This window comes from Stenotrophomonas sp. 1278, assembly GCF_029892765.1.
GTDB classification, from domain to species: Bacteria; Pseudomonadota; Gammaproteobacteria; order Xanthomonadales; family Xanthomonadaceae; genus Stenotrophomonas; species Stenotrophomonas indicatrix.
In genome coordinates this window covers 88,710-101,674 of the sequence record NZ_JARXWD010000015.1, presented here as the reverse complement: position 1 = coordinate 101,674, position 12,965 = coordinate 88,710, and the positions used below count along the sequence as shown (strand labels likewise).

The 12,965-nt window shown below is 67.7% G+C and carries 9 protein-coding genes; 3 read left to right on the top strand and 6 right to left on the bottom strand.

Annotated features, from left to right (window positions below):
• Nucleotides 1-509: 509 nt before the first annotated feature.
• Nucleotides 510-1,700, top strand: coding sequence for a benzoate/H(+) symporter BenE family transporter (locus M2299_RS13885; protein ID WP_223487045.1), 1,191 nt, complete (start codon nt 510-512; stop codon nt 1,698-1,700).
• Here M2299_RS13885 and M2299_RS13880 read toward each other — a convergent pair.
• The 4 genes from M2299_RS13880 to egtB form a co-directional block, all read right to left on the bottom strand.
• On the bottom strand, nt 1,694-2,254 hold the full coding sequence (locus M2299_RS13880) for a DUF2628 domain-containing protein (protein ID WP_099786369.1): 561 nt from the start codon (nt 2,252-2,254) through the stop codon (nt 1,694-1,696). The two genes, M2299_RS13885 and M2299_RS13880, sit on opposite strands and share 7 nt — an antisense overlap.
• Nucleotides 2,255-2,284: 30 nt before the next feature.
• Nucleotides 2,285-4,420 (bottom strand): lytic murein transglycosylase, encoded by a 2,136-nt coding sequence (locus tag M2299_RS13875; RefSeq protein WP_280884550.1) that lies wholly within the window; start codon nt 4,418-4,420, stop codon nt 2,285-2,287.
• Between the two features lie 137 nt (nt 4,421-4,557).
• Nucleotides 4,558-5,535 carry an L-histidine N(alpha)-methyltransferase gene (gene egtD / locus M2299_RS13870; protein ID WP_280884549.1) on the bottom strand — a complete coding sequence of 326 codons (978 nt, stop codon included), beginning with the start codon at nt 5,533-5,535 and terminating at the stop codon, nt 4,558-4,560.
• Nucleotides 5,532-6,803: an ergothioneine biosynthesis protein EgtB gene (gene egtB, locus M2299_RS13865; protein ID WP_099844466.1), complete on the bottom strand. Its 1,272-nt coding sequence runs from the start codon at nt 6,801-6,803 to the stop codon at nt 5,532-5,534. Before egtB ends, egtD begins: the two co-directional genes overlap by 4 nt.
• A 146-nt stretch (nt 6,804-6,949) precedes the next feature.
• Between egtB and M2299_RS13860 the strand changes: the two genes are divergently transcribed.
• Complete coding sequence (locus M2299_RS13860; RefSeq protein ID WP_099786384.1) at nt 6,950-8,251, top strand: GGDEF domain-containing protein; 1,302 nt, start codon at nt 6,950-6,952, stop codon at nt 8,249-8,251.
• Here the strand turns inward: M2299_RS13860 and M2299_RS13855 are convergent.
• Nucleotides 8,233-8,625 carry a YchJ family metal-binding protein gene (locus M2299_RS13855; protein WP_033832616.1) on the bottom strand — a complete coding sequence of 131 codons (393 nt, stop codon included), beginning with the start codon at nt 8,623-8,625 and terminating at the stop codon, nt 8,233-8,235. The two genes, M2299_RS13860 and M2299_RS13855, sit on opposite strands and share 19 nt — an antisense overlap.
• 72 nt (nt 8,626-8,697) lie before the next feature.
• Here M2299_RS13855 and M2299_RS13850 point away from each other — a divergent pair, with 72 nt between their 5' ends.
• Nucleotides 8,698-9,477: a TSUP family transporter gene (locus M2299_RS13850; protein WP_025875666.1), complete on the top strand. Its 780-nt coding sequence runs from the start codon at nt 8,698-8,700 to the stop codon at nt 9,475-9,477.
• A 92-nt stretch (nt 9,478-9,569) separates the two neighbouring features.
• Here M2299_RS13850 and M2299_RS13845 read toward each other — a convergent pair whose 3' ends face one another.
• Complete coding sequence (locus M2299_RS13845; RefSeq protein ID WP_280884548.1) at nt 9,570-12,950, bottom strand: ATP-binding protein; 3,381 nt, start codon at nt 12,948-12,950, stop codon at nt 9,570-9,572.
• Nucleotides 12,951-12,965 lie beyond the last annotated feature (15 nt).

Below are 12,965 nucleotides of genomic sequence, written 5' to 3'. Positions count from 1 at the left end.
CTTCACAAGATACCTGCGCATACTTTCAAAGATCGTGGGAAGTGGCCTCAGCGCCGCTCCCGTGTGCTGCGAAGTTTCCTTCGTAGCGAGCCGCCCATTATAGCCGGCTTTTCCGCTTCGTCAACACCTTTTTTCAAGGCCGTCTCACCGAAGTGGACGTTGTTGCCGATGCTGCTTCGGCGTTGGACCCGAAGGCCTTTCGTCGTTGCGAGCCGCCTATTATGCCGGACTTTTCGAGTCCGTCAACACCTTCGTTCGATGATCTCGTCCGGCGGTGGTGGCGTTGCTGTTGGCGTTGCCGGCTTCCGAAGAAGTCGCCGCGCTGCAGCAAGGGAGCGAATTCTAGAGATCCTGCAGAATTCGTCAACACATTTTTTTCAGGAGCATGACAACGCATCGGCTGCTGCATGCACAACGGGCGTGCAACGATCACGGCGGCGTTGCCCGCGCGTTGCGCGGTCAACGCCGCAGGCGCTATCTATAGTCGGATGCATACAGGAAGGAAGACGATGGACACGAAGGTACGACAGGGATGGTGGCGCGATCTTTCGATGCCGGCGATCGTCGCCGGCTTCATCACCGTGCTGGTCGGCTTCGCCAGCTCGGCGGTGATCGTGTTCCAGGCCGCGCAGGCCGTGGGTGCCGACCAGGCCCACATCGCCTCGTGGATGTGGGCGCTGGGGCTGGGCATGGGCGTGACCTGCATCGGCCTGTCACTACGCTACCGGGTGCCGGTGGTCACCGCATGGTCGACGCCGGGGGCGGCGATGCTGGTCGTCGGTGCGGGTGGTGCCTCTCTGTCCGAGGCCACCGGTGCGTTCCTGCTTGCGGCAGTGCTGGGCATGCTCGCTGGCTTCTCGGGAGTGTTCGCCCGGCTGATGAAACGCGTGCCCATGGCCCTGGCCGCCGGCATGCTGGCCGGTGTACTGCTGCGCTTCGGGCTGGACGTGTTCGTGGCGATGAACACCCAGCGCGTGCTGGCATTGGCCATGTTCGCTACGTGGCTGCTGGGCCGCCGCCTCTTCCCCCGCTATGCGGTGATCGCCACCCTGCTGGTCGGCATCGCCATCGCTGCCAGCCAGGGTCTGCTGCATGCACAGCAGGTGCACCTGCAACTGGCGGCACCGCAATGGGTCACTCCCTCGCTGTCGTGGACGGCGATGGTCGGCATCGCCCTGCCCCTGTTCGTGGTCACCATGGCGTCGCAGAACATTCCCGGTGTGGCGGTGATGCGCGCCTCCGGCTACGACGCGCCGGTGTCACCGGTGATCGGCTGGATCGGCGTGGTCAACACGCTGCTGGCGCCCTTCGGTGCCTACGCATTGAACCTGGCCGCCATCACCGCGGCGATCTGCATGGGCCGTGATGCCCACGAAGACCCGGCACGGCGCTACACGGCGGCGATGGCGGCCGGCGCCTTCTATATCGTCATCGGCCTGTTCGGGGCCACCGTAGCGGCCCTGTTCGCTGCCTTTCCCAAGGAACTGGTGGCCTGTGTGGCCGGCATCGCCCTGTTCGGCACCATCGGCAACAGCCTGGCCAGCGCATTGGCGGTGGAGCGCGACCGCGAGGCCGCGCTGGTCACTTTCCTGGTGACCGCCTCGGGCATGACGCTGGCCGGTGTCGGTTCTGCGTTCTGGGGCCTGGTCGCCGGAACGCTCTGCCTGTGGGTGCTGCGGCCGCGTTCGCCGGCTCAGTGATAGGTCTGCAGGAGGCCCTGGGTGATGTAACGCAGCGCGTAGATCAGGCCCAGGCAGACCACCACGGCCGAGGCGCGGGTGCCACCACGGCGAAGCAGCTCGGCGCGGATGCGGTTCGGCTGGCCGGCGTGGGTCGCCTGCACCCTCGCCAGCAGACGGCTGCAATGGCGCAGGTACAGGGCGTTGGCGAAAATGGCCAGGGCGATACGCGGGAGCAGCATGCCAAAGGCGATCTGCGGTATGCCCGCGTCGGCCAGCAGCATCAGGATCGGCAGCAGCGTGGTGACCAGGTAGAAGCCGATGGCGGCCAGGTACATCCGGCGATGCACCATCCACAGGATGCCGAACAGGAAGGCGGGCCAGTTCCAGCGGCGCGGAGGCTTCGGCAGCGCACTGTCCACATGCCAGAAACGACGGTAGGCGGCGGCATTGGGCCCGACCACCAGCGTCAGGTAGTCGGCATCTTCCAGTGCAGTGCCTACATCGGCGTCAGCGCCGGGCGCCAGATAGGGATTCTCGCTACCGGGCGAGGTCTGCGGATCGAGGGTGCTCATGCTGGCCATCCGTGCCAAGGGGGAAGCCCGCTATAGCGGCGCGCTGGACAGGATCTGAAGCAGAACATGACGCCCGCCCGGTGCCACGGTGACCACATCGGGCCCGGCGTTGGCCGCTTCCAGGCAGACATAGTCGCGCCAGCCGTCACCGACATCGGCCATCCTGGCGGCACCTTCGGCGCCAGGGTTCCATGCCACCAGCGAGCGGCTGCCTTCGGTACGGAGGTCGATGCGGCGCTTGAGCACCGGGTCGCGCAGCACATAGTGTCCGCCGGCCTGGGTGTAGATGCGGTCGCTGCGGCCCGGGTCACGCGGATCGCGCAGCGACCAGGGGCCCTGCTGGCGGCGCGGCTGGGCGTAGTTCTCGAACTTGTCGAGGTAGTCCAGGCCGTCGACGCCGTCGACATCGACCTTGCTGGCGTCACCGACACGGAAGTAGTTGTGCAGCGCCTGGGTGATGGTGGCCGGAGCCTTGCCGGTGTTCTCGGTGACCAGCTGCTGGCGCAGTTCACGGCCGACACGGACGGTCATGGTCAGGCGCAGGCCGAGGTTGTCCAACGCCGGCGGGGCCAGGGTCAGCTCGATGCTGCCATCGTCGAGCCGGCGCGCCTGCTGCAGTTCCCAGGGCAAGGTGCGCACGAAACCGTGGGCGGGCACGTCGTCGCCCTGCCCCTGGCGGCCGAAGTAGGGCCAGCACACCGGGCTGCCGCCACGGATCGGCGTGGGCAGCGCGGCACGCTTGGGCGAGAGCCACATCAGATCGGGCTGGCCCTTGGGCACGAACGAGAGGAGTTGGCCGCCGAACACGCTGATCGCGGCGGTGGCCTGGGGAGTTTCCACCAGCCAGGCGTCGAGTCCCTGGAACTGGCCACTGCTGACACCCTGGATCTGTTGCACGCTGGATCGACTCCGGATGGCCGGCGACTGCACGGCACTGTAGTTGTTGGGAAGGCTGAAGCGGGTCGGCGCGGCTGGCGCCTGTGCCTGCGGTTGTGCCTGCAGCGCGCGCAGGATGCGCTGGCCGGCGCGACCGTCGGCGTCGGCCCACCCGAGCCGACGCTGCTCGACCTGGATGGCACGACGACTGGCGGTACCGATCATGCCATCGGCGGCGCCGATGTCATGGCCGCGCGCGAGCAGCAGGGTCTGCAGCTGGCGGCGCTCGTCGCGGCCAAGGCCAGGATCATCGGTTGGCCAGGCGGTGACCAGGCCGTTGCTGCCACGCAGGCGGTCGGCCAGGGTGGCGATGGCCAGCGCATAGCTCTCGGCCGCGTTGTAACTGTAGATCGCGTCGTAATTGCGGAACACCAGCAGCGCCGGGCCTTTTGTCCCGGACGGCAACAGCAGCGCGGCGCGGGCATCGGCGGGCAGGCCGGACGGTGCCAGCGCGCTGCCGTCCAGGCCGGTCACGCCCAGTGCGCGCCAGTCGGCCAGTGACCGGCGCTGGGTGCGTCCCGACTGGCTGGCGTTGAAACCGGCGGGGACACGGACTTCCATGCCCCAGGGTTCGCCGGTTCGCCAGCCGGCACGCTTCAGATAGTTGGCGGTGGAAGCCAATGCATCGGGAATGCTGCCGACCAGATCGCGGCGACCGTCGCCATCACCATCAACGGCAATGCGTGCGTAAGTGCTGGGCATGAACTGGGTGTGGCCGAAGGCACCGGCCCAGGAACCGGTCAGGCCCTGCGCCTGCAGGTCACCCTGGTCGATGAGCTTGATCAGCGCCAGCAGTTCGCCGCGGAAGAAGGGCTGCCGGCGGCCGGCACAGGAAAGCGTGGCCAGCGACTGCAGCAGCGGGCGTTTGCCGAACACGCGGCCGTAGTCGCTCTCCACACCCCATACGGCGACGATGGTGACTGGATCGACGCCGTACTGCGCCGATACGCGCTGAAGCAGCTCACGGTGCTGCTGCAGCATGGCGCGACCGTCGTCCACGCGCTGGCGATCGACCAGTGCGGCCAGGTAGTCCCAGATCGGCGTGGTGAACTCCGGCTGCGCATCGAGCAGCGGCAGCACGGTAGGGTCGGGCTGCAGTCCGGCGGTGATCGCATTGAAGCGGTCAGCGGCAATGCCCTGGCTGGCGGCCGTCGCCTGCAGGCCCGCCATGCAGCGGGCGAACGCGGGATCAGCGGTTGCCGCTGCTGCCGGCGGCGCGGCCGCTGGCATGGCAAGCGCGGCGGCCAGGCCGAGCGTGGTCAGAATGGGCATGGCGTCCTCCGTGTTGCCGGTGCTGCAGCCATGGTAACGCGGAGGGAGAGCAAGGTTGGTCGAGATTGCCGGCCAGCGGCCGGTACTACCTGTGCCTAGGGTGAGGGGCGCAGGAGGCGCAGGCCATAGGCGGGATCGTCCGCGTTCCAGGATGCCGCCACCTCCAGCCCTGCCTGCAGCAGCAGGTGGCCGAAGCTGGCATCGGTGTACTTGTGGCTGTACTCCACGCGGATCGGTTCGCCAGCGCTGAAGTGGAAGGTACGGCCGTCGAGATGCACGTCCTGCTCGCGCTGGCTGACCAGATCGGTTTCGATGCGCAGGCGTGCGGTGCTGTAACGGGCCCGGTGACGGAAACCGTCGAGATCGAAATCGCTGCCGACCTCGCGGTTGAGACGCGCCAGCAGGTTCAGGGTGAAGGCGGCGGTGACACCGTCGGCGTCGTTGTAGGCGGCCTCGATCAGTGCAGGGTCCTTGTGCAGATCGATGCCGACCAGGGCCAGGCCGTGCCTGCCCATGGTCTGGCGCATTGCGCGCAGCAGCGCGATCGCATCCTCATCGGCGAAGTTGCCCAGCGTGGAGCCCGGGAAGAACAGCAGCCGGCGCGCGGCAGGCCGCTCGGACGCGGGGACCTGCACAGGGCGGGTGAAGTCGGCACACACCGGCAGCATTTCCACGTCCGGCAGCGCCGGGGCCAGGTGGTCGATGCTGGACAGCAACGCCGCGCGCGAGATCTCGATGGGTGTGTAGGCCACCGGGTCCTGCAGGGCAGCCAGCAGGCGCGCGGTCTTGCGGCCGCTGCCGCTGCCCAGTTCGACCACATGCACGCGCGGCCCCACCGCCTGCGCGATCTCCGGCAACACCCGATCCAGCAGGGCCAGTTCGGTGCGTGTGGGGTAGTACTCGCGGGTGTGGGTGATCTGCTCGAACAAGCGCGAGCCGCGTGCGTCGTAGAAGTACTTGGAAGGCAGCTGCCGTGGGGCGTGCGACAACCCCGCCACGGCGTCGGCAAGGATCTGCTGGCGGCCGGGGGTAAGGTCGGTCAGCGCCTGCAGCGCATCCTGGACGGTACTCATGAAAGATCCCTTGCCAGGCGCAGGCCTGAGAACTGCCAACGCGCCGGTGGCATGAAGAAGTTGCGGTAGCTGGCCCGTACATGGCCGCGCGGCGTGGCGCAGCTGCCACCGCGCAGGACCCACTGGCCACACATGAATTTGCCGTTGTATTCGCCGAGGTTGCCGGCGAAGGGACGGAAGCCGGGATAGGCGCCATAGGCGCTGCTGGTCCATTCCCACACGTCGCCGAACAACTGGCGCAGTCCGTCGCCCTGCCCTGCCATCGGGTGCAGATGGTCGTCATCGGCGAAGTGGCCTTCGACCGGCTGCGAGGCGGCGACCGCTTCCCATTCGAATTCGGTGGGCAGGCGGGCGCCGGCCCAGCGTGCGCAGGCATCGGCTTCGTAGTAACTGAGATGACAGACCGGCGCATGCGGATCGAGCTCGCGCCAGCCACCGAGGGTGAACTCGCGCAGCAGGTCGTCATCCCAGTACAGCGGATGCTGCCACTGCTCGGCCTCGCGCAGCGCCCAGCCTTCGCTCAGCCACCAGCGCGGATCGCGGTAGCCGCCGGCGTCGATGAAGGCGCGGTACTCGGCGTTGCTGAGCGGGCGTTCGGCGATGGCATGCGCAGGAAGCAGCACGCGATGCACGGGCGATTCATTGTCATAGGCGAAGGCCGTGTGCTGCGGCCAGGCGGACGCACCGATGCTGACGATGCGTTCGCCCTGTTCGACCCAACCCTGCGTGCCGAGGGCGCTGACGGCGATGGGCAGGTCTTCGCGGTACGGCGGCTGTAGCGGATTGCACCAGAAGGCATGCTTGATGTCGGTGAGCAGCAGCTCCTGGTGCTGTTGTTCGTGCTGCAACCCGAGCTGCAGGTGCTGCAGGGCGTCGCTGCCGAGATCGCCATCGCGCAGTCCTGCCAGCACCTGCTCATCCACATGCTGGCGGTAGGCGTGGACCTGCTGCAGCGAGGGCCGCGACAGCAACCCGCGCTGAGGCCGTGCGTGGGCGGGGCCGAGACTCTTGTAGTAACTGTTGAACAGATAGTCCCAAGCCGGATCCCAGGGTGTGTAGCCGGGCTGGCTGGCCAGCACGAAGCGTTCGAAGAACCAGGTGGTGTGGGCCAGGTGCCACTTGGCCGGGCTGGCATCGGCCATGCTCTGCAGCAGGGCGTCTTCCGGGCTGAGGGGTGCGGCCAGCTGCACGCTGCGCCCCCGCACATGGGTGAAGTGGCGGGCGAGGTCACGCTGCGGGGCAGCGACGGCGGCGGGTACGCTGTCCATGCGACCAGCTTCGACCGCGGCCGGTGAGCGCGATGTCATGGCCCGGTGCCGCGGTGTTCACATCAGGCTGCGCGTATTCAAGAAGGACGCCGCTGCGCCGCTAACGGCAGTGCTGCGGCCGCGTCGTGACCGCGCTGGAATTCCGTGTGTCCCATCATCCGCTTCGACAGCCTGTGCACTATCTGTTCGTGCTGCCCGCCGTGCTGGTCGCGCTGGTGCTGTGGGCGAGCCTGGAAAGTGATGATGTCGGCCGCGCCGGGCAGCGCATCCTGCCGTGGTTGCTGGCCTGCCTGGGTGCAGGGCTGGCGCTGCTGTACAACCAGGTGCGCACGCTGTGCCTGTTGCTGCTGGTGGCGCTGGCCTTCGCGGTGCTGCACCAGGACCTTGGGCACTACCTGCGCGAGGGCCGGGTGACGGCGTTGACGCCACTGCGCTTCCACGCGATCTCGACCTGGCTGCCGTTGCTGTTCGCCGTCCATGCGTTGTGGCCCGAACGTGGCCGCCGCCGCCAGGACCTGCTGCTGAGGGCCACGATCAGTGGTGTTGCGGTGGCGATCTTCATCCTGCTTGCCGTACAGCAGCCGCAGGGCATGCACGACCTGCTGTCGAACCGGCACTTCCTCTGGATACCGAGCGACTGGAACGCGCTGGCGCAGCTGCCTGCCGTGCTGTTCCTGCTGGCCACCGCTGCGCTGGGATGGCAGGCGTGGCGCCAGCCGCGGCCGCTGCATACGGCGATGCTGCTGGCCCTGCTGTGCCTGTGGTGGATGCTGCCGCGGATCTTCCTGCAGCCGGCACTGCTGCCGGCGCTGAGCGTAGCGGCACTGCTGCTGATGCTGGGCGCGACCCTGCAGGAGTCCTTCCACATGGCCTTCGGCGACGAGCTGACCGGCCTGCCCGGTCGCCGTGCGTTCAACGAGACCCTCAAGCGCGCCACCGGCACTTACAGCATCGCGATGATCGATGTGGATCATTTCAAGAAATTCAACGACACCCACGGCCACGACACCGGCGATGACGTGCTGAAACTGGTGGCCTCACGGTTGTCGCGGGTGGGCGACGGCGGCCGTGCGTTCCGTTATGGCGGCGAGGAATTCGCCGTGGTTTTCCTCGACCGCCCGGCATCGGCCTGCGTGGATGCGGTGGAGGCGCTGCGACAGGGCATCGAGCAGAGCCGCATGCAACTGCGCGACCGCAGCACGCGCACCCGCGACGATACGCTCGGCCAGCAGCAGCGCGGGCGCGGCGGTGGCGGTGCGGTGGTGCAGGTAACCGTCAGCATCGGCCTGGCCGACAGCCGGGTCGATCGGCGCCCTGCCGGGGTGGTCAAAGCGGCCGACCAGGCGCTGTATGCGGCCAAGGAGGAAGGCCGCAACCGCGTGTGCGCGCATGGCGGCCAGCGCGTGCTGGCCGTGCGCGGCAGCCACGCTCAGACGGCGTCGAGGTAGTACCAGCGACCCTCGACCCGCAGGAAGCGGCTGTGCTCGGTCATTTTCACCGCGCTGCCGCCACCGACGCGGTAACGGGCGGTGAAGCGGACCTCGGCGCTGTCGCTGCCAGTCACCTGGTGGTCCTGCACGGTCAGGCCCAGCCATTGGGTACGCTGGCCGGGGGCATCATCGAGCGACAGTTCTGCCGGACGGGTGTCCGGGTGCCAGGTGGCACGCAGGTAGTCCGGCAGGTGGCGCACATAGGCGCTGTAGCGCGAGCGCATCAGGCGCTCGGCATCCGGCGCGGCGGCGCCGGCATGGAAGCGCCCGCAGCAGGCAGCGTAGTCGGCGGCCAGGCCACAGGGACAGGGATCGGGGGCGGTTCGGCTCATGCGGGTATTGTCGCGTGGGCGGCGGCAATGTGACAGGCGTATGCTGTCGCGCCCCCACTTCGATCGATCGCCGTGCTGGAACTGATTCCTCCTGAGTTGTGGTGGCTGGTGGTGATCGCCTTCATTGCCGGCCTGGTCGATGCGGCCGTGGGCGGCGGCGGACTGGTGCAGCTGCCGGGCCTGTTCACGGTACTGCCGCAGCAGACCCCCGCGATGCTGTTTGGCACCAACAAGTTCAGCTCGATGTTCGGCACCGGCGCAGCGGCATGGCGCTATGCGCGCAACGTGCGCTTCCCGTGGAAGCCGGTGCTGTTCGCCGCCGGTACGGCCTTCGTGTTCTCCTTCCTGGGCGCTACGGCGGTCAGCCTGTTGCCCAAGGACGCAGTGCGGCCGCTGGTGCTGGTGCTGCTGGTGGCGATGCTGGCCTACACGCTGTGGAAGAAGGACTTCGGCGCGCTGCACCGGCCGCAGGACATCGGCCGCCGCGAGCTGGTGATCGCGCTGGCGATCGGTGCGGCGATCGGCTTCTACGATGGCTTCTTCGGGCCCGGCACCGGCAGCTTCCTGATCTTCCTGTTCGTGCGCTTCTTCGGGCTGGACTTCCTGCGCGCGTCGGCCGCGTCGAAGGTGGTGAACCTGGCGACGAACGTGGCGGCGATCTCGTTCTTCGTACCGACCGGCAACATCCTGTGGCTGTTCGCGCTGCCGATGGCGGCGGCCAACATCATCGGTTCGGTGGTGGGCACGCGGTTGGCGCTGAAGGGCGGCACGCCGTTCATCCGCAAATTGTTCGTGGGCCTGGTGGTGGTGCTGATCGCGCGGATGGCGTGGGATACGTTCCGCAGTGCGTAAAGGCGGTTGCCGGCCAGCGGCCGGCACCACCACTATCGGGGTTCATGACCCGGTAGGTGCCAACCTTGGTTGGCACAGCGTTTCCAGAGCGGTCAGGCTTCGGCTTCTTCCGGTTCGTCGGCCTGCTGGCGGCTGCGCTCCGGCAGCTTCAGGCGCTTGCCTTCTTCGTCGTACTCGATGAGCAGCACGCCCGAATCGTGGCGGCCACTGATCTCGACGAAGCAGGCGCCACCGATGAACGGTTCCAGCGTCATCACCGATTTCAGCGGGGTGGCCACCACCATCTGGAAACCGAAGTTGTCGAAGATGTTCATCGCCAGCGCGGTGAACTCGTTGTCGGCCTTGTCGAAGGCTTCGTCGAGCACGACTGCGGCGTAGCTGGGCAGCTGGCTGTCGGCGCCGCCGAGCTGGTAGCGCAGCGCCGCCGCCAGGCAGGTGGTGGCCAGCTTCTGCCGCTGGCCACCGGATTTGCCGGCGCCGCTGCGGTAGATCTCGACCTGCTGGCGCGTTTCCACATCCAGCTCCACGCCGATGAACTCCACGTGCAGGCGTACGTCCAGCACCACTTCGCGCCAGCGCTTGTCTTCGCCTTCCTGCGAGCCGAGGCGGTTGACCAGCTGGCGCAGGACGGTGAACTGCGTTTCCGCCAGGTCGCGCTGCTCGGTCTGCTGCTGCGACAACACCTCGCGCAGCTGCTGGTGGAACTCCTGCACTTCCGGCAGGCGCCGGTCGTTCAGTTCGATGGTCAGCAGGGTGCCACGGTTGAAGGGCACCTGCTCCAGGCTGGCGTTGACTTCGTCCAGGCGCTGGCCGATCGACTTGCGGGCCTCGGCGCTGTGACGCTGCAGCGCGAGCAGGTTGTTCTTGCTCTGGTTCTGCAGCAGGTCGAAGAAGCGTTCTTCGTGCTGCGGCAGGCCATCGCGTTCAAGGCGTTCGAGGCGAGCCAGGAAATCCTCGGCCGAGGCCACCGACACGGTGAAGTCGCCCGATTCTTCCGGCCACTGCTGGATGAAGCGACGGAAGCAGCCCAGCAGCAGGTTCTCGATGCGGTTGACGTCCTGCTGCGAAGACGAGAGCCGTTCGTTCAGCGCGTTGCTGACCTGGCGCATGTGCGCTTCCAGCGTTTCCAGGCTGAGCGGGCCCTGCTCCTGCAGGCGCTCGGCCAGGCCGGCCTCCTGGTCTTCGGCCAGCGCTGGCAGGACCAGTGCACGGCTCTGCTGGCGGGCACGGTCCAGGCGGTCGCGTTCGCGCACCAGCTGGCCGCGCTCGACGCGGGTGTCTTCGTAAGTGCGGCGGGCCTGCTCGATATCGGCGCGGGTGGCGTCGATCTGCTGGGCGATCCTGGCCAGGTCGGCATTGCCTTCGCGCAGGGCGTGCAGGCTGGCCTCGATGTCGGCCAGGCGCTGCTGCGGCGCGGCGACGTCGATTTCGTTCCAGCTGATGCCCACCAGCTGGTGGCAGGCCAGGCGACGTTCGTTGTCGCGGTCACGCTGGCTGCGCAGGCGCGCGATGTCGGTATCGCAGCTGGCGATACGGGCGGCCAGCTCCTGGGCTTCCTTCTCGAAGACGGCCAGCTTGTCGCGGTTGCTGAAGCCCAGCAGCCAGCGGCGGCGATCATTGACCGCACTGCGGTCGTCCTTCTCGAAACGATCGCCCGGATGCTTGACCTGGCCTTCGCGGGTGATGCCGCGGTCGACGTTGCGCAGCTGCTTGGCGTCCACGCACTCGTAGTCGAAGCGCTTGCCCAGCTCGCGGCGCAGCCAGCTTTCGAACACGTGATCGCGCAGTTCCAGCTTGTGCAGCAGCGACTTGGCGGACGGTTCGCGGGCGAACGCATCATCATTGCGACGCACGCGGTAGTAGGTGAAGCGCATCCCCAGGTGGGTGCGGTTCACCCACTCGGCGACGTCGTTGTAGTGCTTGTCATCGACCAGCAGCGATTGCGCGAAACCACCGAGCACGCGCTCGATCGCGCCCTGCCAGCTCTGCTCTTCCGAGCGGACCTGGATCAGTTCGCCGACGAACGGCAGGGCCGCTTCGGAGATGCCGGTTTCTTCGGCCAGGCGTGCGCGCAGCTTCTGCATCGGCGCCGGAATGCTGGAGGGTGTGCGCTGCATCGCCTCCAGTTCGCCACGCACTTCGGAGAAGCGCCGCTCGTCGTCGCGCTTGCCGCCCAACCGTTCGCTGATGGCGTCGTCCAGGGCGCTCGATGCACGCTGACGGTCTTCCAGTTCGGACTGCGCCTGCTCGACCAGCTCGGCGAAGCCATGTGCATCCTCGGGCAGCGCGGCCTGCAGCTTCTGTGCGGCGTCACGCGCCTGCGCCTGCTTGGCCAGGCGGCGATCACGTTCGGCTTCGGCGCGGCCCTGCTCGCGTTCCAGTTCCTCGATGCGCTCACCACCCTGCTGGCGGCGCTGCAGTTCCAGCTCGGCCAGTCGTTCGGTGTGGTTGTCCAGCGCCGCGCGACGCTGCGCTTCTTCGCCCAGCAGGCCACGATCGCGCGTGTCCATCTCGCGCAGGCGTGCTTCGATCAGCAACTGGCGGCGGCTTTCGCGGAAGCTGTCGATGCCGAGCTTGAGCGCTTCGTCGTCGCCGCGACGGCGACTCATCGCCTGCAGATCGCCATAGTGCTCGCGCGCCGGCTGCAGGGTTTCGACCTGACGCCGCGCGGTGACCACGGCCTGGTGCGCGCCATCGAGTTCGGCGAAATCGCTGACCAGTCGTTCGGCAGCGTCGAAGGTCTTCGGCGTGTCGAGCATGAAGTCGCGCAGGAAGACGTTCAGGTCACCCAGGTTCTTCGCCGACTGCGTCTTGTGCAGCAGCCGCAGCGCCATCTCGTTGTCGATGCCGAGCAGGTGGCGGAAGCGTTCGGCATAGCCGGAGAACGTGTCGAAGTGATGGACGTCGGCCAACTTCTGCTTGAGCTTGCGCAGGTCCAGATCGAAGCCGCCCAGATCCTTGGCGATGTCGAACGGACGCTCGGCGATCATGTAGTGCTTGCGCACGTCACCGGCGGAGGTGCTGCTGCCGGCGATCCAGAGCAGGCGTACCAGGCTGACCACGCGGCCATCGCCGGCGCGGTACTCCAGCACCAGCGCGGTCCAGGTCGCGCCCTTGCGCAGGTACTGGGTGGCGATTTCACCGGTGCCACTGTCCTGCTGGTCGGCCCACGCGCCGCGCACGTAGGACACCAGGTTGCGGTCGCGGCCGCTGCGTTCGGCTTCACGCGCTGCGGCGTTGAAGTCGACGATGGCCGGCGGCGTCAGCAGGGCGGACATGGCATCGAGCAGGGTCGACTTGCCCGAACCGGAGCGGCCGACGAACAGGAAGCCGCGCTCGGCGATCGGCACTTCGGTCAGGCCGTTGAAGGTGCCCCAGTTGTGCACCTGCAGGCGGCGCATGCGGAACTGCTGCAGGCGCGGGTCCGGCAGGCCTTCGTTGAACAGGGCGGGAGTGTGCTTGGAAATGGCCATGCGGTGCTCGGGTCT

Bases quoted from the DNA above. Each gene is read 5' to 3' on its own strand.
- M2299_RS13880 (WP_099786369.1), bottom strand. From the start codon at position 2,254: ATGAGCACCCTCGATCCGCAGACCTCGCCCGGTAGCGAGAATCCCTAT.
- M2299_RS13885 (WP_223487045.1), top strand. From the start codon at position 510: ATGGACACGAAGGTACGACAGGGATGGTGGCGCGATCTTTCGATGCCG.
- egtD (WP_280884549.1), bottom strand. From the start codon at position 5,535: ATGAGTACCGTCCAGGATGCGCTGCAGGCGCTGACCGACCTTACCCCC.
- M2299_RS13875 (WP_280884550.1), bottom strand. From the start codon at position 4,420: ATGCCAGCGGCCGCGCCGCCGGCAGCAGCGGCAACCGCTGATCCCGCG.
- M2299_RS13845 (WP_280884548.1), bottom strand. From the start codon at position 12,950: ATGGCCATTTCCAAGCACACTCCCGCCCTGTTCAACGAAGGCCTGCCG.
- egtB (WP_099844466.1), bottom strand. From the start codon at position 6,803: ATGGACAGCGTACCCGCCGCCGTCGCTGCCCCGCAGCGTGACCTCGCC.
- M2299_RS13855 (WP_033832616.1), bottom strand. From the start codon at position 8,625: ATGAGCCGAACCGCCCCCGATCCCTGTCCCTGTGGCCTGGCCGCCGAC.